General features: G+C 66.6%; 27 protein-coding genes and 1 tRNA gene. 9 read left to right on the top strand and 19 right to left on the bottom strand.

Annotation, left to right across the window (positions count from 1 at the left end; all coding sequences use genetic code 11):
* Nucleotides 1-33 precede the first annotated feature (33 nt).
* The 13 genes from asd to CXQ90_RS02765 all read right to left on the bottom strand — a co-directional run bounded on the left by asd (nt 34) and on the right by CXQ90_RS02765 (nt 12,231).
* Nucleotides 34-1,164, bottom strand: a complete 1,131-nt coding sequence (gene asd / locus CXQ90_RS02820; protein ID WP_104136747.1) for an aspartate-semialdehyde dehydrogenase — start codon at nt 1,162-1,164, stop codon at nt 34-36.
* 84 nt (nt 1,165-1,248) lie between these two features.
* Nucleotides 1,249-1,650, bottom strand: coding sequence for a hypothetical protein (locus tag CXQ90_RS02815; RefSeq protein ID WP_146068838.1), 402 nt, complete (start codon nt 1,648-1,650; stop codon nt 1,249-1,251).
* Nucleotides 1,637-2,290 carry a hypothetical protein gene (locus CXQ90_RS02810; RefSeq protein ID WP_104136744.1) on the bottom strand — a complete coding sequence of 218 codons (654 nt, stop codon included), beginning with the start codon at nt 2,288-2,290 and terminating at the stop codon, nt 1,637-1,639. Before CXQ90_RS02810 ends, CXQ90_RS02815 begins: the two co-directional genes overlap by 14 nt.
* Before the next feature lie 9 nt (nt 2,291-2,299).
* Complete coding sequence (locus CXQ90_RS02805) at nt 2,300-3,373, bottom strand: WXG100 family type VII secretion target (RefSeq protein WP_146068837.1); 1,074 nt, start codon at nt 3,371-3,373, stop codon at nt 2,300-2,302.
* 141 nt (nt 3,374-3,514) lie between these two features.
* On the bottom strand, nt 3,515-3,733 hold the full coding sequence (locus CXQ90_RS02800; RefSeq protein WP_056629959.1) for an NF038396 family protein: 219 nt from the start codon (nt 3,731-3,733) through the stop codon (nt 3,515-3,517).
* A gap of 3 nt (nt 3,734-3,736) precedes the next feature.
* Nucleotides 3,737-4,321, bottom strand: a complete 585-nt coding sequence (locus CXQ90_RS02795) for a dihydrofolate reductase (protein ID WP_104136741.1) — start codon at nt 4,319-4,321, stop codon at nt 3,737-3,739.
* Nucleotides 4,318-5,121 (bottom strand): thymidylate synthase, encoded by an 804-nt coding sequence (locus tag CXQ90_RS02790; protein ID WP_104136739.1) that lies wholly within the window; start codon nt 5,119-5,121, stop codon nt 4,318-4,320. Before CXQ90_RS02790 ends, CXQ90_RS02795 begins: the two co-directional genes overlap by 4 nt.
* A 98-nt stretch (nt 5,122-5,219) precedes the next feature.
* Nucleotides 5,220-6,329, bottom strand: a complete 1,110-nt coding sequence (locus CXQ90_RS02785) for a hypothetical protein (protein WP_258064329.1) — start codon at nt 6,327-6,329, stop codon at nt 5,220-5,222.
* The gene (locus CXQ90_RS22780) at nt 6,298-6,849 is read right to left on the bottom strand and encodes a hypothetical protein (RefSeq protein WP_258064328.1); all 552 of its coding nucleotides are present in this window, start codon (nt 6,847-6,849) and stop codon (nt 6,298-6,300) included. Before CXQ90_RS22780 ends, CXQ90_RS02785 begins: the two co-directional genes overlap by 32 nt.
* A 122-nt stretch (nt 6,850-6,971) precedes the next feature.
* Entirely contained in the window at nt 6,972-7,943 is a 972-nt protein-coding gene (locus tag CXQ90_RS02780; protein ID WP_104136737.1) for an NUDIX hydrolase, read from the bottom strand.
* Nucleotides 7,944-7,953: 10 nt separating this feature from the next.
* Nucleotides 7,954-10,203: an RNA degradosome polyphosphate kinase gene (locus CXQ90_RS02775; protein WP_104136735.1), complete on the bottom strand. Its 2,250-nt coding sequence runs from the start codon at nt 10,201-10,203 to the stop codon at nt 7,954-7,956.
* Between the two features lie 105 nt (nt 10,204-10,308).
* On the bottom strand, nt 10,309-11,280 hold the full coding sequence (gene mshD, locus CXQ90_RS02770) for a mycothiol synthase (protein ID WP_104136734.1): 972 nt from the start codon (nt 11,278-11,280) through the stop codon (nt 10,309-10,311).
* A 252-nt stretch (nt 11,281-11,532) separates the two neighbouring features.
* Nucleotides 11,533-12,231 (bottom strand): response regulator transcription factor, encoded by a 699-nt coding sequence (locus tag CXQ90_RS02765; protein WP_104136732.1) that lies wholly within the window; start codon nt 12,229-12,231, stop codon nt 11,533-11,535.
* Nucleotides 12,232-12,599: 368 nt separating this feature from the next.
* On the opposite strand from CXQ90_RS02765, the gene CXQ90_RS02760 reads away from it, so the two are divergent.
* The 6 genes from CXQ90_RS02760 to CXQ90_RS02735 all read left to right on the top strand — a co-directional run bounded on the left by CXQ90_RS02760 (nt 12,600) and on the right by CXQ90_RS02735 (nt 18,149).
* Entirely contained in the window at nt 12,600-13,334 is a 735-nt protein-coding gene (locus tag CXQ90_RS02760) for a permease (protein ID WP_104136908.1), read from the top strand.
* Nucleotides 13,335-13,506: 172 nt separating this feature from the next.
* Nucleotides 13,507-14,151, top strand: a complete 645-nt coding sequence (locus tag CXQ90_RS02755; RefSeq protein ID WP_104136731.1) for an FABP family protein — start codon at nt 13,507-13,509, stop codon at nt 14,149-14,151.
* Nucleotides 14,152-14,279: 128 nt separating this feature from the next.
* Nucleotides 14,280-15,002 (top strand): flavodoxin family protein, encoded by a 723-nt coding sequence (locus CXQ90_RS02750; protein ID WP_181038394.1) that lies wholly within the window; start codon nt 14,280-14,282, stop codon nt 15,000-15,002.
* Between the two features lie 90 nt (nt 15,003-15,092).
* Nucleotides 15,093-16,178 (top strand): folate-binding protein YgfZ, encoded by a 1,086-nt coding sequence (locus tag CXQ90_RS02745; protein ID WP_104136728.1) that lies wholly within the window; start codon nt 15,093-15,095, stop codon nt 16,176-16,178.
* Nucleotides 16,175-16,627, top strand: a complete 453-nt coding sequence (locus CXQ90_RS02740; protein WP_104136726.1) for an ankyrin repeat domain-containing protein — start codon at nt 16,175-16,177, stop codon at nt 16,625-16,627. The genes CXQ90_RS02745 and CXQ90_RS02740 overlap by 4 nt, the downstream gene beginning before the upstream one ends.
* Before the next feature lie 4 nt (nt 16,628-16,631).
* Nucleotides 16,632-18,149, top strand: a complete 1,518-nt coding sequence (locus tag CXQ90_RS02735; RefSeq protein ID WP_104136725.1) for a DHA2 family efflux MFS transporter permease subunit — start codon at nt 16,632-16,634, stop codon at nt 18,147-18,149.
* Between the two features lie 10 nt (nt 18,150-18,159).
* Here CXQ90_RS02735 and CXQ90_RS02730 read toward each other — a convergent pair whose 3' ends face one another.
* From CXQ90_RS02730 to CXQ90_RS02710, 5 genes are all read right to left on the bottom strand, one after another.
* Complete coding sequence (locus CXQ90_RS02730; protein ID WP_104136723.1) at nt 18,160-18,876, bottom strand: GNAT family N-acetyltransferase; 717 nt, start codon at nt 18,874-18,876, stop codon at nt 18,160-18,162.
* 235 nt (nt 18,877-19,111) lie between these two features.
* Nucleotides 19,112-20,137 carry an ATP-dependent 6-phosphofructokinase gene (locus CXQ90_RS02725; RefSeq protein WP_104136721.1) on the bottom strand — a complete coding sequence of 342 codons (1,026 nt, stop codon included), beginning with the start codon at nt 20,135-20,137 and terminating at the stop codon, nt 19,112-19,114.
* A 196-nt stretch (nt 20,138-20,333) separates the two neighbouring features.
* The gene (locus CXQ90_RS02720) at nt 20,334-20,588 is read right to left on the bottom strand and encodes a PspC domain-containing protein (protein ID WP_104136720.1); all 255 of its coding nucleotides are present in this window, start codon (nt 20,586-20,588) and stop codon (nt 20,334-20,336) included.
* Nucleotides 20,589-20,591: 3 nt separating this feature from the next.
* Nucleotides 20,592-20,870 (bottom strand): hypothetical protein, encoded by a 279-nt coding sequence (locus CXQ90_RS02715; protein ID WP_258064327.1) that lies wholly within the window; start codon nt 20,868-20,870, stop codon nt 20,592-20,594.
* Between the two features lies 1 nt (nt 20,871).
* Nucleotides 20,872-22,581: a PspC domain-containing protein gene (locus tag CXQ90_RS02710; protein WP_258064326.1), complete on the bottom strand. Its 1,710-nt coding sequence runs from the start codon at nt 22,579-22,581 to the stop codon at nt 20,872-20,874.
* A 124-nt stretch (nt 22,582-22,705) separates the two neighbouring features.
* Between CXQ90_RS02710 and CXQ90_RS02705 the strand changes: the two genes are divergently transcribed.
* Together CXQ90_RS02705 and CXQ90_RS02700 are read left to right on the top strand one after the other, a co-directional pair.
* Entirely contained in the window at nt 22,706-24,190 is a 1,485-nt protein-coding gene (locus tag CXQ90_RS02705) for an ATP-binding protein (protein ID WP_104136718.1), read from the top strand.
* The gene (locus CXQ90_RS02700) at nt 24,187-24,873 is read left to right on the top strand and encodes a response regulator transcription factor (protein WP_104136716.1); all 687 of its coding nucleotides are present in this window, start codon (nt 24,187-24,189) and stop codon (nt 24,871-24,873) included. The genes CXQ90_RS02705 and CXQ90_RS02700 overlap by 4 nt, the downstream gene beginning before the upstream one ends.
* Nucleotides 24,874-24,981: 108 nt before the next feature.
* Here the strand turns inward: CXQ90_RS02700 and CXQ90_RS02695 are convergent, their stop codons facing one another.
* A complete protein-coding gene (locus CXQ90_RS02695; RefSeq protein ID WP_104136715.1) occupies nt 24,982-26,199 on the bottom strand; it encodes a pyridoxal phosphate-dependent aminotransferase in 1,218 nt (405 codons plus the stop codon).
* A gap of 272 nt (nt 26,200-26,471) precedes the next feature.
* Here CXQ90_RS02695 and CXQ90_RS02690 point away from each other — a divergent pair.
* Nucleotides 26,472-26,544, top strand: a tRNA-Trp gene (locus CXQ90_RS02690).
* Nucleotides 26,545-26,549 lie beyond the last annotated feature (5 nt).

The following is a 26,549-nucleotide window of genomic DNA, read 5'->3' as shown; positions in this document are numbered from 1 at the left end:
GTTCGTGCGGGGCTGGGCCGCCTGAGCTGGTGGTTACAGAGTTCCGGTCGCGATGTTCAGCATGCGCCGGAGAGGCTCGGCTGCGCCCCACAGGAGCTGGTCGCCCACGGTGAAGGCGCTGATGTACTCCGGGCCCATCTCGAGCTTACGGATTCGGCCCACCGGGATGTCCAGCGTGCCCGAAGCTGCCACCGGCGTGAGATCGGCCATCGACGCTTCCTTGGTGTTGGGCACAACCTTGGCCCACTCGTTGTCTTCGTCGAGCAGCTTCTCGATTTCGGCAACGGACAGGTCTTCACGCAGCTTCAGGGTGAGGGCCTGGGAGTGGGAACGCATGGCGCCGATCCGGATGCACAGGCCGTCCATGATGATGTGGTTCTCGTCCGAGGTGCCGAGGATCTTGTTGGTCTCGACACCTGCCTTCCACTCTTCCTTGGACTGGCCGTTGCCCAGGTCGGCGTCGATCCAGGGGATCAGGGAGCCGGCCAGCGGCACCCCGAACTGCGAGGCGTCGATGTCGGTGCGCTGGTGGGCCAGGACCTTGCGGTCGATGTCCAGAATGGCCGACGCCGGGTCGTCCAGTTCCGTACTGACCTCGGCGTTGAGCGTGCCGAACTGGCTGAGAAGCTCGCGCATGTGCCGTGCCCCGCCGCCGGAGGCAGCCTGGTAGGTCATGGACGTGCCCCACTCAACGAGGCCGTTCTTGAACAGGCCGCCGAGGCCCATCAGCATGCAGGACACAGTGCAGTTGCCGCCGATGAAGTCCTTGGTGCCGTTGGCGAGGCCTTTGTCGATGACGTCCCGGTTGATCGGGTCCAGCACGATGATGGAGTCGTCGTTCATGCGCAGCGTCGATGCCGCGTCGATCCAGAGGCCGTCCCAGCCGCGGCTGCGCAGTTCGCCGTGGACCTGCTTGGTGTAGTCCCCGCCCTGGGCGGTCACGATAATCGGCAGCTTCGCCAGCGTCTCGACGTCGAACGCGTCCTCGAGCTTGCCGGCCCCGTCAGCAAACGACGGGGCGGCACCTCCCGCGTTTGAGGTGGAGAAAAATACTGGGTTGACGTTGGCGAAGTCGCCCTCATCCTGCATTCGCTGCATCAGGACGGAACCGACCATGCCACGCCAACCGACCAGTCCAACGGACGGAGAAGCTGCTGTAGTCATTGGGCCAGTTTAGACTTTGGAGCCTGCAAGGCGCAGTCGGTTACGTCACTCCCGGGGCCAGCCGCAGCCGACAGACGCGAAAACCTACTCAACCGGACGGGCAAGGTTGCGGGCTTTGCGCAGTTTCTCGGCCCGCCGCTCCTTGAAATAGCTGGCCCAGGCGAACGTGAAGGGATAAATACACGCCGGGAAAACCCACCAGACTTCGCCGAATATGTGCCATGAGCCCTGCACCGCAACCTGGACGACAAAGTAGACCAGCACACCCATGCCTGCCGTTAGGAGGAGCGCGAGAAAAAGAATCCCGCCGGAGCTGTTGACGGGCTTGACCAAGCCGCCGCCGTCGTCCTTGCGCACTCCGTACTCGTCCGGCGTGTAGCCCACCATCTCGCCGTTCTCCGCCCGGCGGTAGATCAGCTGGTCGCCTGAAGGGCGGGACGGCACATAGCCCGGTTCCTGCGGAACTCCCTGGCTACGCCGCGCCACGGGCGGTCTCGATCGCAGCGAGCAGCCCGGCCTCGTCCAAGCCGGCCGTTTCGGCGACATCATCCTTGTCGAAGTCCGGGATGCCGGTGGTCCAGGTGTCGTCTTCACGCCGGATCAGCAGATGCTGTTCGGAGCCCAGCGTCTTGCATACGAGATACGCGGAACCGCCGTGGTTCTGCTCGACGTGCTGCCGTACGACGCGAAGAGTCGCCTCAGCCGAAGTGATCGCCGGGTCCTGGGCAAACACGAACCAGGTTCCCAGCAGCCGCGGCTGAAGCATCAGGGACACGCCCGGCGCTTCCAGGAGAGCCACGTTGTCCATGGCTTCGCCGGCCAGAAGGGAGATTTCCGTCCAACGCGTCGCTTGTCCGAGGGCTGTGGCGACTGCGGCTGCGACACCGGTCACGCCCAGATCGCCGTCCTCATCGATGGTGGCCATGTCACGCGCCATGAGCGACGATGCACCGGCCGTTGACAGGCTAACGTCGTTCACCATTTCCTCGGCGCGGAAGACGCTGACGGACCGGTCCCGTGCCGGCCCTTCGAACACATTGAGCAGATAGGCAAACTCGCCCACGCCGAATCCAATAACGTCGACGCCGAGCCGAGGCTCCTGCTGTGTCTGGTCCTGAACAGTCATGCTGGTCTCCTATCCACCGATTCCGAGGAAATTGCCCACGGACTTTAGGCCGTCCGTTACCGTATCCGCCGCGTCGCTGACGAACTTGCCGGGATCCTTCACCGCGTTGACGATACCCTCGCCGACGTTCTTGCCCACGCTGCTGATGGTGTCCCAGTTCTCGTAGATGGCAATCCCGACGCTGGCGACCTGGCAGACGGTTCCGGCAGGAGGCGGCAGGAAGCAGCCGACGCCCAGCATCGTCTTTCCCAAGTTGACGGCGCCGTCCGCCAACTTGCCCTCGGAGAAGCTTTTGTAGGTTTCGTAGCCGCTGAACAAAACCCCCGTCCAGCCGAGGGTCCGGGCGAGGCCGGACTTGCCGAGCCATTCAAGCCTCGATCCCGCACCGATCAGGTTCTTTTCGTCCAATATCGGGGCGAGCTTCTCCAGCGGGCCAATGTACTTGTGCAGGTTCTTCAGCGAGGTAATGTCCGAGGCCTTCTCGGCGAGGCGGACCCCAGGGCTTTTTTCCGAGGCTTCCCTCAGGAGGCCTTCGAGAGCGCGGGTCTTTGCCGTGGACTGCAGCAGGTTGCGGCTATCAAAGACGGGGCCGCCGAGTCGGTGCTGGCCCTTGGTCAGCGACTTGATGAAATCCGCCCGCTCGTTCTTCAGCACCCAGCCGTACTGGCCTGCGTGTTTGGCCAGGGTGAAGGGTGCCTTGATGAGCTTGTGGGCGTTCATGGCGTTGGCAACCAGCAGGCCGCCCGCTGCGCCTGCCAGCGCCCCGCCGGGGACGCCCATGGCGCCTGGTCCACCGCCCGAGCCAGGGGAGGCGTCACTGGCCTTCTCCTGCTCGTCGGCGTTCTCGAGGAGCTTCCGGGATTCCTGCTTCAGCCGAGCCGCTGTTTGCTGGATAAGCGTCCGGTGGCTGCCGTTCCAGTCGGAGCGGAACTGACTGGCGTCGTTGCCCTTCCATGACGGGTTGTTGTTGATCTGGTTGGTCAGCACCGTCGACGTCTGCAGCAGGTTTTCGGAGACCGTCCCGAACTGCTGCGCGAGTGTGCGCAGCCGGGCGACGTCCGCGCCCCACAAATTACCTGCCACGTGGCATCTACCCCCAATATCTGTGCGCGTGCATGTGCGCGGTGGCTACTGAATTCTTGGACCACTCTAGTTCCGGCGGGCCCGGGCCGCGATGGGCAGCGCTCCCCATCGACGCCCCGCCGGTGCCCGGCCGCGCCGGGACTACTGGTGGTCGGTCTCCTCCAGCAGGGCGCTCTTGCGTGCACGCAGCGCGAAGAAGGCTCCGAAGGCAAACACCTGCGTCACCACGACGAGCACGATGATGCCCGCTATCTTGTTGCCGCCCAGGATCATGGTCAGGCCAACGATCGCGGACAGCAGGGCAAGCAGCGGCAACAGCATGTAGCCGAGCACAAAGAGGGTTTCCGGTTTCCTGAGCATGTCTCAGCCTTCCCTGCGGTTCCACTTGGTGAACCGGTAGCGCGTGCCGTTGGCCGCCGTCAGCCAGCCGTCGCCAGGGACCGAAGCCCCCGCTTCCCAGGTGTGGTCGAGTTCCGGGGCGTGCGTATCGCCGTCGGCCTCGACGTCGATGGTGGTGACCACCGCAACGTTCGCGAGGTCCGTGGACTGCTCGAAGATTTCGCCGCCGCCCACGATCCAGACCGCCTCAAAGCCGGGCGCGAACTGAGACTCCAGCAGCGCGTCGTCCAGGGATTTGACGACGACGGCGCCCTCCGCCTCGGGCGTTTCGCCCCAGCCGTCCTGGCGGGTAATGACGATGTTGGTCCGGTTGGGCAGCGGGCGGTACTTCTCCGGAAAGGACAGCCAGGTCTTGCGGCCCATGATCACGGGGTGCCCGCTGGTCACCTTGGTGAAATGCTTCATGTCCTCCGGCAGACTCCAGGGCATGTCGCCGTCTTTGCCGATGACTCCGGACGTGGTCTGCGCCCAGATCAGCCCGATTCCAGCCGTGTTCGCAGCGATCTCATCGCTAAAGGTCTGCGGGTCCATGATCTCCTCGGTGCTCATACGGCGATCGGCGCCTTGATCGTTGGGTGGTGCCGGTAGCCGACCACTTCGAAGTCGTCCAGCGTGTAGTCGAAGATCGAGGCGGGTTTCCGGGTGATTTTCAGCTGCGGGTATTCGTACGGTTCCCGGTCCAGCTGCTTCAGGACCTGGTCCATATGGTTGTCATAAATGTGGACGTCGCCGCCGGTCCAGACGAATTCGCCGGGCTCAAGCCCGGTCTGCTGCGCCAACATGCACGTCAGCAAGGCATACGACGCGATGTTGAACGGCACGCCCAGGAACATGTCCGCAGACCGCTGGTACAGCTGGCAGGAGAGCTTGCCGCCTGCCACGTAGAACTGGAAGAACGCGTGGCAGGGCGGCAGGGCCATGTCGTTGAGTTCCGCCACATTCCAGGCCGACACGATGTGCCGACGTGAATCCGGGTTGGCCTTCAGGTTCTCGACGAGTTCGGTGATCTGGTCGATGTGGCCGCCGTCCGGGGTGGGCCAGCTGCGCCACTGGACGCCGTACACCGGGCCGAGTTCGCCGTCGGCGTCAGCCCATTCGTTCCAGATGGTGACGCCCTGGTCCTGCATCCACTTCACATTGGTGTCGCCCCGCAGGAACCACAGCAGTTCCACGGCAACGGACTTGAAGTGCACGCGCTTGGTGGTGATCAGCGGGAAACTCTTGCTCAGGTCAAAGCGCATCTGACGCCCGAATACGCTGCTGGTGCCCGTTCCGGTCCGGTCTGATTTGTGCGTGCCGTTGGCCATGACGTCGCGCAGAAGGTCTTCATAAGGCGTAGGGATGCTCACGCGTCCAGTCTACTAACACGTTCCGTCGGCGCAGATTTGCCTCTGCGTCATGGACCTTCGCCGTGTCACAGCCCGCCGCAGACGGGTTACATGGCCCCTCACCGGACGGGCTCCGCGGGAATGGGAGGGGCAGACGGCGCGGAGCTGCTGACCAGTTTCCGTACCGGAATTACGGAGATCACCACGCCGGCCGCGCACAGGACGGCCCCGGCGACGACGGCAGGCGTCCAGTGTTGCGACGTTGCGGCCAGCGGTTCCATGAAGGGAGTCCAGGCGTAGCTTGCCGTTATCAGCAGGCCGCCGGCCTCTGCGGCCAGGAACGCGGCCAGCGTGCGGACGATCCGGTGGGCCGTGATGGCGCGCAGCGCCGCGTCCAGCCCGTTGTCCGTTGTGACGATCCCGTCGCGCCGGCGCACGGCGAAGGCCGCCGGCAGGACGGCGAGGACGACGGCGGCCGTTGCTGCCGCCGTCGGTATCCAACTGGGCGGCCGGTTCAGCGCCGCCTCGCCGAATGCGGTGACCGTCAGCACTGCCGCCAGCAGCAGGGACGCGACTATGGCGGCGGCGAGGAGCGCCGGCGCAACCGGCTGCTGCGGCCAGCCGCGGACGGCATCCTGGCGGCCGTAGTTTCGCTGGAGAAGCAGTTCCCCGCCAAGGATTGCCAGCAGCACGGAGACCGCCATGACGGCAGGCACCGCCGCCGGGCCGAAGGCCGGCAGCGCGGGGCCCAGCAGGAACAGGGAGGCGAGCGCGGGCACCACGGCTGCCACTCCGATTGCCGCGCCGATGGACTCCGCCAGCAAGGCAGCCGGATGTCTGGCCGCCGAGAGTTCCCGACGCGGCCGGGTTCGGGGGATGGGGTGCAGGCTGGGGAGCCGGGGCGGCGGCCACCACCACATGACCAGCAGCACCGCCATGGCGCCGAGACCGGCCGCATTGGTCCATCCCGTGGTGCTGGAGGGATCCGGGCGGCAGGCAAAGTTGCCGGCAATGGCGGCCAGCCCGGCAGCCATGGTGGCGGCCGTCCTTAGCAGGCGGTTGATGGCGATCGTGCGGAGGACCTTGTCGTCGTCGGTGTTGAGATCCTCCAGTTGCCGGCGCCGGGAGATCAACCACAGCAGAAGGGCTGTTCCGGCGGCCAGCACCAGCAAGGCGCCGGCCAGGCAGGCCGCCAGTTCAGTGCCGGCAATGCGCCCGTCGCCTCCCACGCTGGTGAAGCCGCCCGCGGCATCGGGCTTCGAGGTGTAAGGCAGCGGATCGTAGGGCGGCTGGGTTGCCGCGCACGCGATGGTGCCGGCGGACGCCGCGAAAACAGCCAGGGTGGCCCATGAGGGCGGCCGGGAGGAAGTCCTTCACGCGCCGCTCCGGCGGAGCTGCAGGAGTCCGCAGGATTGCATGACGCGGAAGAGTTCCATGACGCCGGGGACGGCGGGGTGCGTAGTAGCTCAACTGTCCGATTGCGTGGATGCTGAGGCAACCCAGGATGGGCCACGCGAGGGCCGGCAGGATGTCCGCCGCGTCCTGCAGGGCAGCGGCGCCCGTGCTGACCGGAATGATGCCCGCGTTGCCGGCACCGTGCAGCGAACTCGCCATCCAGCCGAGGACGCCGACCCACAGGGCGTGCCGGGACGCGGAAGCCGGTGAGACCCCGCCCCCGGGCTCCCGGAGGACCCAGCGCAGCACGGCGTAGATGGCCAGGCCGGCCGTGACAGGCCAGAGCAAGGCCATCGGCAGAAGTTCAAACCGGATAGGCATCAAGTCCCCCAACTTGTGATCCCGCTGTTCAGCTCAAGTCTTCAACTCAAGGTAGCAAGCCGCCCTGACAAAAAACCGCGCGAAGAAAAGAGCCCTCAGTCGTCGAAGGGCTTGAACTGTTCCACGGCCACGATCTTGCTCTTGCTGCCGTGCGCCACGTGGCAGATGACCATTTCCCCCGGTGCAAGGTACGGGTCGGCCCCCGGAAGCAGGCCCTTCAGCCTCGTGTTCATGTACACGCCGAGCTGGTTCAGGACTGTTGGCAGCGCGGGCCGGTGCGTGCAGAGCACCACGGCGCGCTGCTTGTCGAACAGGGACTCCACAGTTGCCGCCGTTTTCTGCGGGTTCCGGGCGTGGCGGTGCTCCGTCAGCGCGTCCACCAGCTTCACCTTCGCGTCCGCCGCCTTGGCATACGGCGCGATCGTGGCGACGCACCGCTCCCAGGGGCTGCTGACCACCCGCAGCGGCTTCCAGACCCTCAGGAGCCGGCGCACTGCCTGGGCTTGCCGCACTCCGGTGGCGGCCAGCGGCCGCTCGCCTTCGGCTTTGGTCCATGAGGACCTCGGCTTCGCCTTGGCATGGCGCACGATGACTAACGGCCAGGTGTGCAGTTCATTCCGGGAATGCGCCGCCACCAGAAACTCAAGGGGCCCGATGTCGGAGGGGTTGGACAGCATTGCCGCCGCCCGCTGCGGGGTGCACCACATGACGCTGTCCACCTCCCTGCCGTCGGGGTGCAGGGGAGACCCTGTGACTTCCACCGCCCAGTAGTGCACCACCTTCAGCCCTGCCGGAACGTGATAGTGGATGGGCGGAAGCGGAATTCCCAAAGGGGCGTGCAGCCCGATCTCCTCCTCCACCTCGCGGACAGCGCATTCGGGCACCGTTTCGCCGGCGTCGAGCTTGCCCTTTGGCCACGACCAATCGTCGTAACGGGGCCGGTGGATCAGGAGGACCTCCAGCTGGTCCTTCTTGACACGCCAAGGCAGGGCGCCGGCCGCCGTGACGGCGATCGGCTCGCCCGGGTGATCGGTCTGATCCGGTATGGGTGAGTCGCTGCTCTTCAAATGCCGCGTCCTACCGCCGGGCGAGGGCGCGTTGGCGGGAACGTGAAGCCAGGAGGCGGGACTGGACGTCGTCAAGATGCCCGCCGTCGTCGCCGATGTGGTGGCGTGCCCATTCTCCCTGGCTGTCGAGGTGCCAGCTGGACGTCTCGGGGTCCATGTACCTGGCAAGAAGGTCGGTGACGTATGTGGTGTCCTCGCCGCCGGAAAGCTGGACCAGCGCCTCAACCCTGCGGTCCAGGTTCCGGTGCATCATGTCCGCGGAGCCGATGTAGACCACGGGGTCACCGGCATTGGCGAAGGCAAACACGCGTGAATGCTCCAGGAAGCGGCCCAGGACGGAACGAACCGTGATGTTCTCGCTCAGCCCGGGAACGCCCGGACGCAGCGAGCAGATGCCGCGGACAATGACGTCCACCTTCACGCCCGCCTGGGATGCGCGGTAGAGGGAATCGATGATGGCCTCGTCCACGATGGAGTTGACCTTGATCTGGACGCGCGCCGGTATACCGGCCCGGGCGTTCCGGATTTCGGTTTCAATCCTGTCGATCAGGCCGGAGCGCACCGAGCGCGGAGCCACCAGGAGCCGCTTGAACGTTGACTTGGGGGCGTAGCCGGAGAGCTGGTTGAAGAGCTTGGACAGGTCCTCGCCCACCTGCTCGTTGGCGGTCAGGAGCCCGAGGTCCTCGTAGTAGCGGGCGGTGCGGGGGTGGTAGTTGCCTGTTCCGATATGGCAGTACCGCCGCAGTCCGTCCACTTCCTGGCGGACCACCAGGGACAGCTTGCAGTGTGTCTTTAGCCCCACGATGCCGTACACCACGTGGACTCCGGCCTGTTCGAGCTTGCGGGCCCACGAAATGTTGGCCTGTTCGTCGAAGCGGGCCTTGATCTCCACGAGCGCCAGCACCTGCTTGCCGGCCTCCGCGGCGTCGATGAGGGCATCGACGATGGGGGAGTCGCCGGACGTGCGGTACAGGGTCTGCTTGATGGCCTGGACCTTCGGATCCGCCGCGGCCTGTTCCAGGAAGGCTTGGACGGACGTGGAGAACGAATCGTAGGGGTGGTGCAGCAGGATGTCCCGGCGCCGCATCGCAGCGAAGACGTTCGCGGCCTTGGACGTTTCGGATTCGTTCAGGTACCTGGAGGTGTGCGGCACGTGCTTGGGGTAGTGCAGGTCCGCGCGGTCAATGCCGGCGATCACCGACAGCCCGCGCAGGTCCAGTGGCGCCGGAACGGAGTAGACCTCCGATTCCTCCACGCCAAGCTCACGGATCAGGAGCGCGCGGATGTTCGGGTTGATGTCATTGGTGACCTCGAGCCGGACAGGCGGGCCAAACCGGCGGCGCAGCAGTTCCTTCTCGAGGGCCTGCAGGAGGTTTTCGGCGTCGTCTTCCTCCACTTCCACGTCCTCGTTGCGGGTAACGCGGAAGGTGTGGTGTTCCAGGACTTCCATGCCGGCGAACAGCTGGTCCAGGTGGACGGCGATGACTTCCTCGAGGGCGATGAACCGGGCAACCCGGCCCGGCACCGATCCGGCCCGCGGCCCGTCGATCGAGATCAGGCGCGGCAGCTGGTCCGGCACCTTGACGCGGGCGAAGAGTTCCTTGTCGCTGACAGGGTTCCTGACCACCACGGCAAGGTTCAGCGAGAGCCCGGAGATGTACGGGAAAGGGTGCGCGGGATCCACGGCCAGCGGGGTGAGGATGGGGAAGACCTTTTCAGCGAACATGGCGCTGAGGCGGTGCTGGGCCTGGTCGTCGAGTTCATCCCAGTGCATGAGGTGGATGTGCTCATAGGCCAGTGCGGGCCGGATCTGCTCCGCGTAGACCTGGGCGTGCCGCTGCTGGAGCCTGTGGGCGGCCTCGCCGATCTGCTCGAGGACCTGGACCGGGCTCAGGCCGGCAGGGGAGGGGACGGCCAGGCCCGTGGCGATCCGCCGCTTCAGGCCGGCCACGCGCACCATGAAGAACTCGTCAAGGTTGGACGCGAAGATGGACAGGAAGCTGACCCGCTCCAAGAGGTAGAGGTCGGGGTCTTCCGCGAGCTCCAGGACGCGGGAATTAAAGGCCAGCCAGCTCAGTTCGCGGTCCAGGAATCGGTCCCGGCTGATGTCGCCCTCAGGCTCCAGGATGGCCGCGAATTCAGGAATGTCGATCCGGTCCTGCGTGGCGCGGGACGCCGGCACTTCGGATGAACCGAAACGGGCGCGCGGGGGGGCCGCCGTGATTTCGGTGGTGGCTGTTCCGGCGGATTCCGGTTGCATGCGCTCTCCTTGATGCTGACGGGATTTAGCTTCAACCTTACAAGCTTTCGCCGCGGCCGGACCCCTAGATCTCAGCTTGCCCGGGCTGTGCGTCGAATGACTTGATTAACCTCCGGCCAGGGGCCCGTACATGACGTCAACGTCCCAGCGGGTGAAGCCAAGCCGCCGGTACAGCGAAACCGCCGGGGCGTTGTCCGCATCCGTATACAGCATCACCGCGTGGAGCCCTTGCTGCTGGAGATGTTTGATTCCGGCCACGGTCAGCGCCTTGCCCAGGCCCATGCCCTGCGCGGCGGGCGTCACGCCCACCACATAGACTTCGCCGATTGCCGGGTGGCTTCCGTGCCGGGGGTGCACCTTGGTCCAGTGGAAGCCAAGGAGTTGCCCCGCGCGGTCTTCGGCCAGCAGGAAACCCGCGGGGTCGAACCACGGCTCCGCCATCCGGGCTTCGAGGTCCGCCTTGGTCATGGAGCCCTGTTCGGGATGGTGCGCAAAGGCGGCGCGGTTGGCCGCAAGCCAGGCGTCTTCGTCCTTGCCCGGCACGAAGGCGCGCAGCGCCACGCCGTCCGGGAGAACGACGTCGGGCAGTTCAGCCGCTGCGGTGGTGAGCCGCATCTTCCACAGCTCCCGGACAGGCCCGTAGCCGTAACGGGATGCCAGCTCCGCTGCGGCCTCGTGGTTGCCGTGGGACCAGGCCCGGAGGCCGTCGAATCCGCGCGAAGACTTCAGGGTGCCCACGAGCCGGTCCGCGACGCCCTGGTTCCGGTAACTGGGATGGACGGCGATTTCCAGGACGCCGGTGCCGTCTGCCTCGTCCACCACCACGGCGAACCCCGCAAGGTCCTGTGCGGTTGCCGGATCGGAATCCTCGTCGGGGGCGTAGAGGGCCAGCGTCAGCACCGAGTGGGAGCCGGTATCCGTGGCGCGGAGCGTCACGAGGGTCTGTTCCGAGATGGAGGGATTGCCGTCGGATTCCTCGGCGGCAGCCAGCAGGGTCTTGATGTCCCGCAGCAGCTCTTCATCGCCACCGCCTTTGACGACGAGTACGGGCCAGTTCTCCGGGTGCGCAGGGCTCATGCTGTAAGGCTATACGCCCGGCAGGCGGGGGTGCCTGATTTGTGGCCTGCCCCGTTGGCCCGTATAGTCGTTATCTCATCCGGCTTCCTGAAGCAGTTTCCAGGAGGAAGTTTGTAGGGGGGATCCACCACTGGGGTGGCATCGATACGTTCGACCCGTATGTCCTCCACTGAAGCGAGAAGCAGAACGGCCCGGACTCGAAAGAGTCCGGGCCGTTCTGCACTTAATCCGCGTGTGCCGGCTTTGAGGCGGTCAGGCCTCGGTGAGCTCGTCCTCCTGCTGGCGCACCAGGGTGAGCCGGTAGCCGACGTTCCTCACGGTGCTGATCAGGTTCTCGTGGTCGGCGCCCAGCTTGGCCCGCAGCCGCCGGACGTGCACGTCTACGGTCCTGGTGCCTCCGTAGTAGTCGTAGCCCCACACCTCGGTCAGCAGCTGCTGGCGGGTGAACACCCGGCCGGGGTGCTGGGCCAGGTACTTCAGCAGCTCGAACTCCTTGAAGGTCAGGTTCAGGGCGGCGCCGTTGACCCGCGCCGTATAGCTCGCCTCGTCAATGACGACGCCGGCAGCCCGGATTTCGGAGGGGAGGTCTTCCTTGTCCGGGACGGCCCGGGCCACGGAGAGCCTGATTCTGGCCTCCACCTCGGCGGGACCTGCGGAATCCAGCACGATGTCATCGACGGCCCACGCGGAGGACACCGCGGCCATGCCGCCTTCAGTGAGGATCAGCACCAGCGGCGCGCTGAGGCCGGTTGCCTTCAGAAGCTGGGTCAGCGAGCGGGCTCCCACGAGGTCTTTCCGCGCATCCAGGAGCACAATGTCGCAGGGATCCGTCTCCAGCAGCGCGGTGGGCTCGGCCGGGAGGATGTGCACCCGGTGGTTCAACAGCTCCAAGGCAGGCAAAATGTCCACCGATGATCCGGTGCTGTTGGTCAGTAACAGGATGTGCGACATTGTTCCTCCAAGGGGCCGTCCGCGCATCATTGGGCGACTGAACCGGGCTTTCACCGGCCGGTACTGTGCTGGCTGCGGCCGGGAGGCAGCGCTGGCAGACCAGCGCGTCCGGTTCCTGTCGCAGGAAGCGTAGCTGAGCTTTGAGTATACCGAACGGCCACCTGACAGACACTGATCCGCGCCGGGAGCCCGCCTCATTTGCGACATATGGCAGTCACATAGGGCAGGATTGAAACCGTCAGGGCGCGTGGCCCTGCCCGTCAACGGCCCAGCCAGGATGAGGACGCAGCGAAGTTGAGTGCAGAGTCAGAGATGAGAACGCCATGGCCCCGCCTGAAGTGAGCGCTCCGGCAGCCGCCGGCCGCACGCTGAAGTCCTGGAGCATCGGCGTCATTGGACTGGCAGGCCTGGCCACCATCGTCGCCAGTGTTTACCGGACACCGGACGTCCTCCTGGCGGTCGCAATCGTTGTTGCCCTGGCTGTGGGCGTCGGCTGGCCCCACTATCTCGGCGTCCCTGCGAAGAAAACCCTGGCGGCCGTGATCGGCCTGCCGGGTGCCGGCTCGGCGGTGGCCGCTGCCTATGTCGCCGCCCCCGGCTATCTCGACTGGACCCCCGGCTTCATTGCCCTTGGCGTCACAGCCGTGTTCGTGGTCCAGCTGCTGCGGGGGACCGGACAGGCGCAGCGGCTGGAATCGATTCTGGGCTGCTGCGTGGGCGTTCTCCTCTCCTGCTTGGGGGCCGGCTGGATCGCGGGGGCACGGTTCAACGGGGTCAAGGAGATGCTGCTGGTGGCCGGCATCAGCGCCGCCGCCGCGCTTCTCGTGAGCCTCATCCGCTGGCCTGACCGGATTATTGCTCCGCTCGGAATAGCTCTTGCCGGGCTGGCCGGACCGCTGGCGGGGCTGGTCTTTTCCGATATCGCCGTCCTGCCGGCCGCGGTGTTCGGCGTTGTAGTGGGGGCGGTCCTGGTCAGCTTCCGCCGCCTCGTGACCCTCCGAGCGACCCCGCTGAACTTTCCGGCCGCCCTGGGCATGGGCTTAGCGCCTGTTTTGGCGGTCGGTTCGCTGGCTTACTTCATAGACAAACTACTCATCTCCTGACGCGTTAGGATGGCATCATGTCCGTACTTGCATATGAAATTTTCTTCCTTGTCCTGCTCGGCATCGCCAGCCTGTCCATGGCCTGGTTTGCCGGTTTTGTGGTCTACCGCCTGTTCAAAGGCCAGAAGTAGAACCGCTTTCTTCCTGCTAGAAGTTTCCAGAGGTAACAGCTGTGCCGATTGAGATCCCCACAGACCTGACCCCCGAACTGGTTCCGCTTTCCTGGCTCATTGGTGAGTGGGAGGGCAGCGGCCGACTCGGGTCCGGCGACGAAGATTCAGAACACTTTTTCCAGCATGTGTCCTTCATCCAAAACGGGCTGCCGTACCTTCAGTACCGTGCGGAAAGCTGGCTGACCGACGACGACGGCACCAAACTCCGGCCGCTCACCGTCGAGACCGGCTTCTGGGCGCTTGAGCGCAAGCAAATTGACGCCGACAGCGGCCCCGGCCTGATCCCCGGGGACATTGTTCCGGCACTCAAGAGCGCTGACGAGGTGGAGGCTCTCCGGAACAAGGACGGCGGATTCGACATTTCCGTCTCCATTTCCCACCCGGGCGGCATCTCGGAGCTCTACTACGGCCAGATCAAGGGCCCGCAGATCCAGCTGAGCACCGACATGGTGATGCGCGGCAGCCACTCCAAGGAGTACAGCGCCGCCACCCGGATCTTCGGCCTGGTGGACGGAAACCTCCTCTGGCGCTGGGATGTCGCCACCGGCTCGTCCTCGCCGCGGGATACATCGTCGGAACCGGGCAACGGCCTCGAAGCCCACGCCTCGGCGTTCCTGCGGAAGGTTGCCCGGCAGGATTCCTGAAAGGTTTCCTTGACGGACGGGTTTTCCCGACGGTCGGAGCCGGCGGCCCTGTCCGTTCTGCCGTCCGGTCCGCTACGTTGGGCTGAGGACCCATGTTCCTCAGCCCGCAGCGACCCAGGGAGCACCACGTGGATGAAGCGACAAGCCCGGCGGACTACAGCGACCTCAAGGCCGTGTACTTCAACGGCACGCTCAAGCGCTCGCCCGAGAAAAGCAACACCGAGGGCCTGATCGCCGTGAGCCGGCTGATCATGGAAAAGCAGGGCGTGGCCACGCGGGTCATCCGGACCGTTGACCACGACATCGCCAGCGGCGTGTACCCGGACATGCGCGAGCATGGCTGGGAAACCGACGAGTGGCCCGAGCTTTATCCCGCCGTCAAAGAGGCCGACATCGTGGTGATCGCGGGGCCCATCTGGCTGGGGGACAACTCGTCGCAGACCAAGAAACTCATTGAGCGCCTCTATGCCCATTCGGGGGAGCTTAACGAGAAGGGCCAGTGGGCGTACTACCCCAAGGTGGGCGGTTGCCTGATCACCGGCAACGAGGACGGGATCAAGCACTGCGCCATGAACGTCCTCTACAGCCTCCAGCACATCGGCTTCACGATCCCGCCGCAGGCCGACGCCGGCTGGATCGGTCCGGTGGGACCCGGGCCGAGCTATCTGGATGACGGGTCCGGCGGTCCGGAAAGCGACTTCACCAACCGGAACACCACGTTTATGACGTGGAACCTCCTGCATCATGCCCGGATGCTCAAGGACGCCGGCGGAATTCCCGCTTACGGCAACCTTCCGGAAGAATGGAAAGCCGGATCAAAGTTCGGTTTCGAAAACCCGGAGTACCGCTGAGCGAACCAATTCGGCGGCCGGGGCCTGCCGGGACCTGTCCCCGATTCCGAGAAACCGGAATACCCGTCAAGCCAAGGACGTTCCCTTCATATGACTATCAAGAGCCCTCTTTTGTCGCGCCCGGGAGCCGTCGAGGCAGGCGGTGCCGATGCCGGCGTCGCGTCCCACTACGGTGAGCCGCTGCGCGAGCAGCGCGCCCTCGCGGCCGGTACCGCCGTCGTCGACCTGTCCCACCGCGGCGTGGTCACCGTCACCGGACCCGACCGCCTGAGCTGGCTCAACACGCTGTCCTCCCAGCAGGTCACCAACCTCCAGCCCGGTGAGTCCAGCGAGCTGCTGCTCCTGACCATCCAGGGACGCATCGAATTCGATGCCCGGGTGGTGGACGACGGCGGGACCACCTGGCTGATTGTCGAGGCCGCCGAGGCTGCCCCGCTGGCGGAGTGGCTGAACAAGATGAAGTTCATGCTGCGCGTCGAGATCGCCGACGTCTCGGCTGACTGGGCCGTGCTGGGATCCACCAGGGCCGTGCCCGAGTGGTCCGGCCTCAAGGTCTGGCAGGACCCCTGGCCGCACGTCGGCGCCGGCGGGTACGCCTACTCGGTGGTTGGCGAGGAACACCATCCCGGCGCCGAGCGTCCGTGGTTCGAGTACCTGGTGCCGGAAGCAGAGCTTGAAGCAACGCTGGGCGAGCGGCCGCTGGCCGGAGTCTCTGCGGCCGAAGCCCTGCGCGTCGCCGCCTGGCGGCCGCGGCTCGGCGCCGAAACCGACGACAAGACCATCCCGCACGAGCTCGACCTGCTCAGGACCGCGGTCCACCTCTCCAAAGGCTGCTACAAGGGTCAGGAGACCATCGCCCGCGTCCACAACCTGGGCCACCCGCCGCGCCGCCTGGTGTTCCTCCAGCTCGACGGCTCGCAGCACACCATGCCCGCTCCCGGCAGTGAAGTGCTGCTGGGCGAGCGCAAGGTAGGGAACGTCACGTCCGTGGCCCAGCACTACGAGATGGGGCCCATAGCGCTGGCGGTCATAAAGCGCTCCGTCGCGCCGGATGAAATACTGACGGTCATGGACGGCACCGAACCGTACATAGCCGCGCAGGAAGTGATCGTGGCTCCCGACGCCGGCCAGGTGGTCGGCAGGCAGACCGGATTCCTGAGGGGGACCCACAAATGACAGACTCCACCGCGCCCGGAGCGGAACCCGCGCCGTCGCAGCAGCCCGCGTCGCAGCCTTCCGCGTCGCAGCAGCCCGACGAGGAAACGCTGGCACTGGCGCACGCCCTCTTCGATGCGGCCCGCAACGGCGAGACGGAGGTGCTCCGCAGCTACCTGAACGCCGGCGCGCCGGCCACCATGACCAACGCCGCCGGTGATTCGCTGCTCATGCTCGCGGCCTACCACGGCCACGCCGAGACCGTTCAGCTGATCCTGTACCACGGCGGCGACGCCAACAGCGCCAACGACCGCGGACAGACCCCGCTGGCCGGAGCCGTCTTCAAGGGCTACACCGACGTAGCCCGCGTGCTGCTCGACGCCGGTGCGGATCCCGACGCCGGCACCCCCTCGGCGCGCGCCGCCGCGGAAATGTTCGCCCGCACCGACATCAAGGCCCTGTTGGGCTGAGTCCTTGGAGAATGTAGCCAGACCGTGGCCTGCCCTCTGGTCCCTCGTCATCGGGTTTTTCATGATCCTGATCGACACCACCATCGTCTCGGTGGCCAACCCGAGCATCATGGACGGCCTGGACACCGACATCAATGCCGTCATCTGGGTGACGAGCGCCTATCTGCTGGCCTATGCGGTTCCGCTCCTCATCACCGGGAGGCTGGGCGACAGGTTCGGCCCCAAGCGGCTGTACCTCTCCGGGCTGGTCGTGTTCACGCTGGCCTCGCTCTGGTGCGGCCTGTCCGGCAGCGTCCACATGCTCATTGCGGCCCGCGTCCTCCAGGGCCTCGGCGCCGCGCTGATGACGCCCCAGACCATGGCCGTGATCACGCGCATCTTCCCGCCCGACCGGCGCGGCGCTGCGATGGGCCTGTGGGGCGCCACCGCAGGCGCGGCAACGCTGGTGGGTCCCATCCTCGGCGGTGTGCTGGTGGACGGGCTCGGCTGGGAGTGGATCTTCTTCATCAACGTCCCCATCGGCATAGCGGGCTTCATCCTCGCCTGGCGCCTGGTCCCTTCCCTTACCACCCACCCGCACAGGTTCGACATCCCCGGCGTGGTGCTCAGCGCCGTCGGGCTTTTCCTGCTCGTGTTCGGCCTCCAGGAAGGCGAGACGTATAACTGGGGCACCATCGCAGGGCCCGTGTCGGTGTGGGGCCTGATCGTCAGCGGCATCGTGGTGCTGGCGCTGTTCGTGGCCTGGCAGGCTGTCAACAAGGGCGAACCGCTGTTGCCGCTTTCCCTGTTCAAGGACCGGAACTTCTCGCTGGCCAACATCGGGATCACCACGGTGGGGTTCACGGTCACCGCCTTCGGCCTGCCACTGATCTTCTACTACCAGATGGTGCGGGGCATGACCCCCACGCAGTCGGCGCTCATGATGATTCCGATGGCGCTGATCTCCGGCGGCCTGGCTCCGGTGGTGGGCCGCATCATCGACCGCGTCAACCCGAAGTACATCACGTCCGGCGGGTTGCTCCTCATGGCCGTGGCGCTGTTCTGGAACTCCGCCCTCATGCATCCGGACACCCCGGTGTGGCTCTTCCTGCTGCCGAGCGCTGTCCTTGGTTTCGCGAACGCCGGGATCTGGGCGCCGCTGAGTTCAACGGCCACCCGCAACCTGCCGCCGCGGCAGGCCGGAGCCGGTGCCGGCGTCTACAACACCACACGCCAGATCGGGGCGGTGCTGGGCAGCGCCGCGATCGCGGTCCTCATGCAGGCCCGGCTCGCGGCTGAACTGCCTCCGGCGCCCGGCGCCCCGGGAGACGGTGCGGGTGAGCCGGTGAGTTTCGGCGGCCAGTTGCCGGATGCCCTCCACGAGGGATTCTCGACGGCGATGAGCCAGTCCATCATGCTGCCTGCGGCCGTGATCGTGCTGGGCGCCGCCGTGGCTTTGTTTTTCGCCCGGCCGAAGCCACTGCAGGGCTGGAGCGGTCAGCAGCCGGCGGTAGCGGAGAGCTCCGAGGCCAAGACGCCGTAACCGGGGGTGGTCAGCCCAGCAGCACGCTGGTCTGGATGCCGCCGGTGGAAAATCCCAGGCTGCGGGCCGTCGCCAGCGAGCCCTTGTTGCTGACGTCGGCACGCCACTGAAGCGTCAGCCCGGACGCCAGGGCCTCGTGAGCGGCGATCGATGCTGCCAGCGAGCCCAGCCCCCGGCGCCGCCACTGCGGTGCCACGAGGACGCCCATGTGGGCCAGGATGCCTTCCCATTCCGAGTACGCGCCGCAGGCCACGGGCACCCGGCGGCCGTCCTCGTCATGCATGACCGTGTAGCGGTTCTCGAGGTCGGAGAGCCCCACTTCGTTGACGTCGTCCGGCGGGCAGAGTCCCTCCAGCTCGATCGCCTCGGGGTTGCCGTGCGACACCGTCAGTTCCCCGGAAAGCCGCAGCAGGGGAAGATCGTCCGCGAAGAAGAGCGCCGCCGAGCCCAAGCCATGCCCGCCGTGCCGGCGGGTGATGGTCAGCAGGGTGACGTGCTGTGCCATTTCCTCATCGGAGATTCCGACGGCGGCGTCCAGTGCCCACTGCGGACCCACGAGGGCGGAGCTGCCGAAGAGCCGGACGAACTGCACGGAGCGCGCCGAGTCGTCCACCCTGGTGAGCCGCTCCCCGGTTTCCAGGGCAAGCGCGAAGGCGCCGTCGTCGAGCCCCAAGCGGCGCGCCCAGGCTAGCTGGATGATGGCGGCGGAACCGGGCTCAAGACTCATGCCCCAAGCCTACCGACCCCCGCCATCCCCGCATCAACCAGCGCGATGCAACCAGCGCGAACGGACACTTAAGCCCCGCCGGAAAAGTGCGAACGGACAGTTAAGCCCCCGCGGGAAAGCGCGAACTGGCACGTAATGCCCTCAAAAATCGAAACTGAGGGCATTAACTGCGTGTTCGGGCTCTGGTTCGGGCGCTGCGTTAGGGCGCCGGGCTCGGACCCGCCGGGTGGGCGGATTAGCCGAAGAGCACGGCGGCTTCGTCGTAGCGGTGCTGCGGGACCGTCTTGAGCTTGCCCAGGGCCGCTTCGAAGCCAACATGGTCGATGTCGGTTCCGTTCAGCGAAACCATGGTGCCCCAGCGGCCCTCGACGACGGAGTCGATGGCGGCCATCCCCAGCCGTGTGGCGAGCACGCGGTCAAAAGCGGAGGGAACGCCGCCGCGCTGGATGTGGCCCAGGATGGTGGCGCGGGTCTCGATCCCGGTGCGGGCCTCGATCTCCGGTGCCAACTGGTCGGCGATGCCGCCAAGCCGGGGACGGCCAAAGGTGTCCAGGCCGCGCTCTGAATGCGGCGATTCCATGTGTTCCGGCACGAACCCTTCGGCCACAACCACCAGTGGGGCACGGCCACGGTCGTGGGCCTCGTTCACCCACTCGACGATCTGCTCGATGCTCACCTTCTGCTCCGGGATGAGGATGGCGTGGGCGCCGGCGGCCATTCCCGCGTGCAGGGCAATCCAGCCGACGTGGCGGCCCATGACTTCGGCGATCATGCAGCGGTGGTGCGACTCGCCCGTGGTCCGCAGGCGGTCGATTGCCTCCGTGGCGATCTGGACGGCGGTGTCGAAGCCGAACGTGTAGTCCGTGGCGTCGAGGTCGTTGTCCACCGTCTTGGGCACGCCCACGATCTTCAGGCCGGCGTCTGTGAGCCGCTTGGCGGCGGCGAGGGTCCCTTCGCCGCCGATGGCGATGATGGCGTCGATGCCGAGCCGGTCCATGTGGGCCTTGATGACCTCAGGCCCGCCGCCGTTCTCGAACGGGTTGGTCCTGGACGTGCCCAGGATGGTGCCGCCCTGCTTGGCAATGCCTCGGACCACGGTGCGGGGAATGGGAATGATGTCTCCCTCAACCACTCCGCGCCAACCGTCGAGGAACCCCACGAATTCGTGGCCGTGGATGGCGATGCCCTTGAGGACGGCGCCGCGGATCACGGCGTTCAGTCCGGGGCAGTCGCCGCCGCTGGTGAGGATTCCAATTTTCATTTTCTCGGCTCAAATCCTGGTTCGAAGGTATACAGGCAGAGCGCCACGCTGAGCTCACCTAGAGTCTAGTGGGCAGTGTGGGGCAGGACACAAACGGTTACACCGCGCCCCGCGGGGACGTCTGAGTGCCCCCGCTCCGAGGGGAACGGGGGCACTAATTGAAGGTCGACGGCGGTCACCAGCCTTGCGGCGGTGACTACCGGTTCAAGGTGCGCTTCTCGAGGAAGGTCTCGAGCGCGATGCCGTTGTTCTGGTTCGGCAGGACCAGCCACGCCAGAAGGTAAAGCAGGACGGCCGGTCCGGGCAGGAGGCAGAAGAGGAGGAAGCCGATCCGGACGAAGGCAACGTCCACGTTCAGTTTCTCGGCGATCCCGCCGCACACGCCGCCCAGCCAGCGCTCCGGACCCCGCCGCAGGCCGAGGCCCCTGACAATGCTGAAGAATTTTTCCATGGTTCAAGACTTCCCGTTTGTTGAGCTGTTGTCACGTCCGCGAGCCGAGAGCAGGCCGCCGATCACCAGTGCGGCGCCGGCCCCGATCATCAGTCCGATCAGCACATAGGTACCGTTCAGGACCACGATCCCCAGCTGGGAGATGATGATGAGCGCGGCCAGCGCGACTACCACAAGCCCCCAGACGATGGTGCCGACCCGGGCCGGACCGGGTTCACGGCCGTCCGTTGCGTCGGATGCCGGCACCGGAGAGGTCTTCGGTGTGGGGTCATAGCTGCTCATGTCAGTTGCCTTCCTGGATGGTGATGTTGCTGACGGTTCCGTCGATCTGAAGGATCACGCGGGCGCCGGGCTTGTCGGAGTTGTAGCTGCTCTGCCGGGAGGTGATCCCGCTGCGGCTGTCCGCGCCCTCATTGAGGTTGCCCAGCGTCATGTCAGCCCGGACATCCACGGGAACCGTTCCCGGGATGATGACCGTCACGTTGCTGGCGGTGACGTCGAGGGGGACCACCACGTCGGTGCCCAGCGGCGGGTTCAGGTTCAGGCCGGTCAGGTCAACCGTTCCGCGGCCTCCGGTGATCTGGAAGCCTTCCCGTGCCTGTTCGATGCTGACCGGGTTCCAGTCCGCGTTCTGGAAGCGGAAGCGGTCACCGTTCGGCACGGTGTTGAAGATGCCCCCGACGATCAGGGCGGCCACGGCGAAGAATCCGAGGATGCCCGACGTCTTGCCGCGGAGACCGGAGAGGAGGATGCCCAGGCCCAGGACGGCGGCGCCGCTCGCCCACACCACGGCGTTGGCGGAGTCGCCGAGATCGATGACGTTGCCGGCGTCGAGGGCCTTGAGGGTGCCGCCGACCAGCAGGGCCAGGCCTGCGGTGATGGCGACGGCAGGCGCGCCGGGGCCGTTCGGCTTTGACTTCGGAACGGGTACGGGAGTCGGCACTGGTGCGGGCCCGCGGGGCGGAACGCTCCCGAAGCCCCCGCCGTAGGGGGTGGGCGGGACGTTCCCCTGGCCGGCCGAGCCGTACGGCGGGGTGGAAGTCGACGCCGGCCGTGCCCCGTGCTGGGCCGTGACGGTCTGGGTGCCGGCCGGGAAGGATCCCGCTGCCGGGGCGCCGCCGGCGGCGGCGTACCCGTAGGCAGCGCCGGCCTGGGTGGTGTTCATAGGTTCTCCGATGCGGTTCTTATTGCGCTGGGTGAGGAAGTAGATGAGGTAGATGACACCGCCCACCCAGAAGAGGGCCCAGAAGAATCCGAAGCCGTCATGCCCCCAGCCCCAGAATCCGCCGCCCATGCCCGTGAGGCCGATGATGGTGGTGATGAGCGCGCCGGTCATGCCGCTGGTCCAGCGTCCGGCAGCGGCTTCCTGGGTATGTATCCGACCGTCCGGCTCGGGGAGGAGCGCCCAGGCGACGCCGTACAGGAGGACGCCGATGCCGGCGAACAGCGTCAGCACGATGAAAACGCCACGCACGATCAGCGAGTCGATGCCCATGCGCTCTGCGATGCCGCTCGAGACGCCGCCAATCCAGCGGTCGCGTCCGCGGTAAATCCCGTGGCTGCGGATCCAGTCGAAGAAGTTCAGCTGCTGGTCGGGCCGGCCGTCGCCGGGTCGACCGGCGCCAAAGCCGGGGCCGCCCGGTGGAGGGGTGCCGGGGCCGCCAAAGCCTGGACCGCCGGGCGGAGGGGTGCCGGGAATTTCCTGCGTCGGATTGAAATGCGGGAACAGCTGCTCAGTCGGCTTCTCCGTCCGGCGCGCGGTCGATTCGGCGGTCGATTCCGCGGGCGCTTCTGCCTGCGTTGCGGCTTGCGCTCCGGGTGCAACCGCACCGGCAGCAACCGGACCGGCTGCAGCGGGCCGGGATTCGGCGGGACGTTCGGACTGCGGCTCGGTCCGGGGTTCCTGCCGAGGCTCGGAACCGGATCCGGACTGGGCGTCGGACGGGTTGGCGGGCTGTTGCCCTTCAGCTGGGGTGGGGGTCTGCGAGTTCATACTTCGATCCTGCCGTGCGGGCCCAGAAGCCTCTATTGGGGAACACCCTGAGCCATCCCTGACTTACCCCCGGTCCACCCTCAAAACGGGCTCCGGAAACCCTGATCCGTGTTTGGATTGATGCATGACCACAGTCCCCGTCCGCCCGCCGCTGGTTCGCAGCAGCGACCGCATTATCGCCGGCGTGTGCGCCGGCCTCGCGGAGCACCTGGGCTGGCCGGTGCGCATGGTCCGGATCGGCATGGCGGTGGCCGCGCTCGCCGGCGGGGCAGGCCTCGTGTTCTATGGATGGCTCTGGATCATGGTTCCCACCGCAGACGAAAGCGCCAAGCGCAATGCCCGGCGGCCGGCGTCGCCGATTGCTCCCGCGGTGAGCATTGCCCCCGCGGTGAGCATGCCGCCCAACCAGTCCGCCGCCGTCGGCCCTTCGTTGTGGAGCGATGCCTATTCGCCCGGCTACCCGTCCGGCCCGGTTGCGCCGCCTCTGGGCGGCCCCGCCGCGGCGGGGCCGGTTGGCTACAGCTCTGCGGCAAATCCCGCACCGTCCGGACCGTACGTCGCCGGGGCCCCCTCCCAGGCAGAGGGAACCGCTGCTGTTCCGGGCACCGGTGCCTGGTTCCGCGTCCGCAACATGCGGTACGGCAAGGAAATCCTGCTCGGCGCCGGGCTGCTGCTCGTTGCCGCCATCCTGATCGCCAGGCTGCTCGGCGTCGAGGTGCCGCTGGGGACGCTGATCCCGGCGGCCGCCATCCTCGGCGGTGCGGCCATCGCCTGGATGCAGCTCGATGAGACGCGCCGCGCCGGCCTTGTGGACAAGACCAAGGCGGACCAGGCCGGCGGATGGGCGCGGCTGGCTGCCGGCCTTGCGCTGGTGGTGGCCGGAGTGCTCGTCATGGTGTCGGGGTCCGGATCCTGGGAGCAGACCTGGCTGGCGCTGCTGGCGTCCGTGGCCGTTCTTGGCGGAGTCGCGCTGGTGCTGCTTCCGTGGGGCCTGAAGTTCTGGCGGGATCTTGAGACCGAACGCGCTGGCCGGGTGCGCGAGACCGAACGCGCGGAGATCGCCGCCCACCTGCACGATTCAGTGCTGCAGACCCTCGCGCTGATCCAGCGCCGCGCCGCCAACGAACACGATGTTGTGAGGCTGGCCAGGGCGCAGGAACGCGAACTGCGCGGCTGGCTCTTCAGGGACCCGGCCAGGGACGCCGGCCAGCTGTCGGACCGGATCAAGGCGGCCGCAGCGGAGGTTGAGGACGGCCTCGGCAATGCGGTGGACGTGGTGAGCGTGGGTGATACGGCCATGACCGACAGGCATGAGGCGCTGGTCCAGGCAAGCCGTGAAGCCATGCTGAACGCCTCCCGCCACGGCGGCGGGCCGGTCTCCGTGTACCTGGAAGTATCCGACGGCGGGGCGGAGGTTTTCGTCAAGGACCGCGGCTCCGGCTTCGAGCTCCACACCGTCCCGGCGGACAGGCTGGGGGTCCGGGAGTCAATTATTGGCCGGATGAAACGGCACGGCGGTAGCGCCGAGATCAACAGCAGTCCTGACGGCACGGAGGTCCGGCTCAAGTTGCCGGCGGCCGCGGAGGACAACGGGGAAGGGAAGTCATGAGCACTCCAGCACTGGACGGCACGGCCGGGGATCCGGGACGGACCGTCCGGGTCGTGATCGTGGACGACCACGCCATCTTCCGTTCCGGCCTGAAAGCGGACCTGGACCCGCGCATTGAGGTGGTCGGAGAAGCCGGAACGGTGGAGCAGGCAATCGAGGTGATCGGCCGGACCCGCCCGGAGGTGGTGCTGCTCGACGTCCACCTGCCCGGCGGCCTGGGCGGAGGAGGGCGGGAAGTCATCGCCGGCTCCGCGGCGCTTCGGGGCACCACCAAGTTCCTGGCCCTCAGCGTGTCGGACGCCGCCGAGGACGTGGTGGCGGTGATCCGCGCCGGCGCCCGGGGCTACGTCACCAAGACGATTTCGGGGGCGGAGATCACGGACGCCGTCTATCGCGTGGCGGGCGGCGACGCCGTCTTCTCGCCGCGGCTGGCCGGCTTCGTGCTGGACGCGTTCGGCACCGCCCCGGCTGACATCGCCGACGACGAGCTGGACAAGCTCTCGGCCCGGGAGCTCGAGGTGATGAGGCTCATAGCCCGGGGCTACAGCTACAAGGAAGTGGCCAAGGAGCTGTTCATCTCCATCAAGACCGTGGAAACCCATGTGTCGGCCGTGCTGAGGAAGCTGCAGCTCTCCAGCCGCCATGAACTGACCAAGTGGGCGGCCGAGCGGCGGCTCCTCTAACCCACCCGGACGCTCACTCACTTCGTCGCCCAAACACCAACGCTCTCCCACCTGTGAATCGGGTGGGAGAGCGTTGGTGGTTTTCCTGCGGGAGGTGGGAGGGCGTGCCTACTTGGCCTGGCCCAGGAAGTCCTGCAGCCGCGCCACGCCGGTGGCGAGGTCGTCGTCGCCCAGGGCGTAGGACAGCCTCAGGTAGCCGGAAGGACCGAAGGCCTCGCCGGGCACCACGGCAACCTCCACCTCGTCCAGGATCAGTGCCGCGAGTTCGGCCGAGGTCGAAGGGCTGACCAGACCGTTCGCCGTCGGGAATTCCTTGCCCAGCAGCGCGCGGACGTCCGCGTAGACGTAGAAGGCGCCCTTCGGCGTCGGGCATTCAACGCCGTCAATGGCATTGAGTCCGGCGACGATTGCCTTGCGGCGGCGGTCAAAGGCGACCTTCATTTCGTCGACCGCGGTGAGCGGGCCCGAGACGGCGGCCAGGGCAGCGATCTGCGGGATGTTGGACACGTTGGACGTGGCGTGCGACTGCAGGTTGGTGGCGGCCTTGATGACATCGGCCGGGCCGATCATCCAGCCCACCCGCCAGCCGGTCATGGCATACGTCTTGGCCACGCCGTTGAGGATCACCACTTTGTCGCCTAGCTCGGGAACGGCCGTGGCGATGGAGGTGAACGGGACGCCGTCGTACGTCAGGTGCTCGTAGATTTCGTCCGTGACCACCCACAGGCCCTTGGAAGCGGCCCACCGGCCGATGTCCGCCACCTGCTCGGGGGAGTACACGGAGCCTGTCGGGTTGGACGGCGAGACGAACAACAGGATCTTGGTGCGGTCCGTGACGGCCGCTTCCAGCTGCTCCACGGTAACCAGGTAGTCCTGCTCCGGACCGGCGAAGACCTCCACCGGCACGCCGCCGGCGAGGCGGATCGCTTCGGGGTAGGTGGTCCAGAACGGCGTGGGAACGATCACTTCGTCGCCCGGATCCACGAGCGTTGCGAAGGTGTTGTAGACGGCCTGCTTGCCGCCATTGGTGACCAGCACCTGGGAGGCGTCGGCCTTGTACCCGGAGTCCCGGAAGGTCTTCTCGGCGATGGCCTTCTTCAGCTCGGGCAGGCCGCCGGCGGGGGAGTACCGGTGGTACTTCGGCTGGCTGGCCGCCTCGATGGCTGCCTGGACGATGTAGTCCGGGGTGGGGAAATCCGGTTCGCCGGCGCCGAAGCCGATCACGGGCCGGCCGGCCGCCTTAAGTGCCTTGGCCTTGGCGTCGACAGCCAGGGTGGCGGATTCGGCAATGGCGGAAATGCGTTGGGAAACGCGGGCGGCAGACATGGCGGGTCCGTTCTTCGCTTGCAGCGGGTCAGCTGAATGGTGGAATTCGACGGAATCTACTCTATGCTGTTCACCGGATCGTTCGAGGTGGGGCATGGCTTTGTGACTGCGGAGCAGTCAGGAATCCGCCGCCGCAGGACGGTCCGAAACGAGGCTGGTTCGACGTACGCGAAGTTGTTGCGTAGACTGGTTCTCCGGTGTTGAAAACACGATGATGACGTGCGCCCCAGGAGTCCTGGCTGAAGCGCGGCCTCGATCAGTTTTTGATCCATAGGGTAGTGGCGCAATTGGTAGCGCAGCGGTCTCCAAAACCGCAGGTTGCAGGTTCGAGTCCTGTCTGCCCTGCGCAA

It is taken from the genome of Arthrobacter sp. ZGTC131 (assembly GCF_002929275.1).
Taxonomy (GTDB): Bacteria; Actinomycetota; Actinomycetes; order Actinomycetales; family Micrococcaceae; genus Arthrobacter.
The sequence above is the reverse complement of the archived record's forward strand: the minus strand, read 5'-3'. Positions and strand labels throughout refer to the sequence as shown.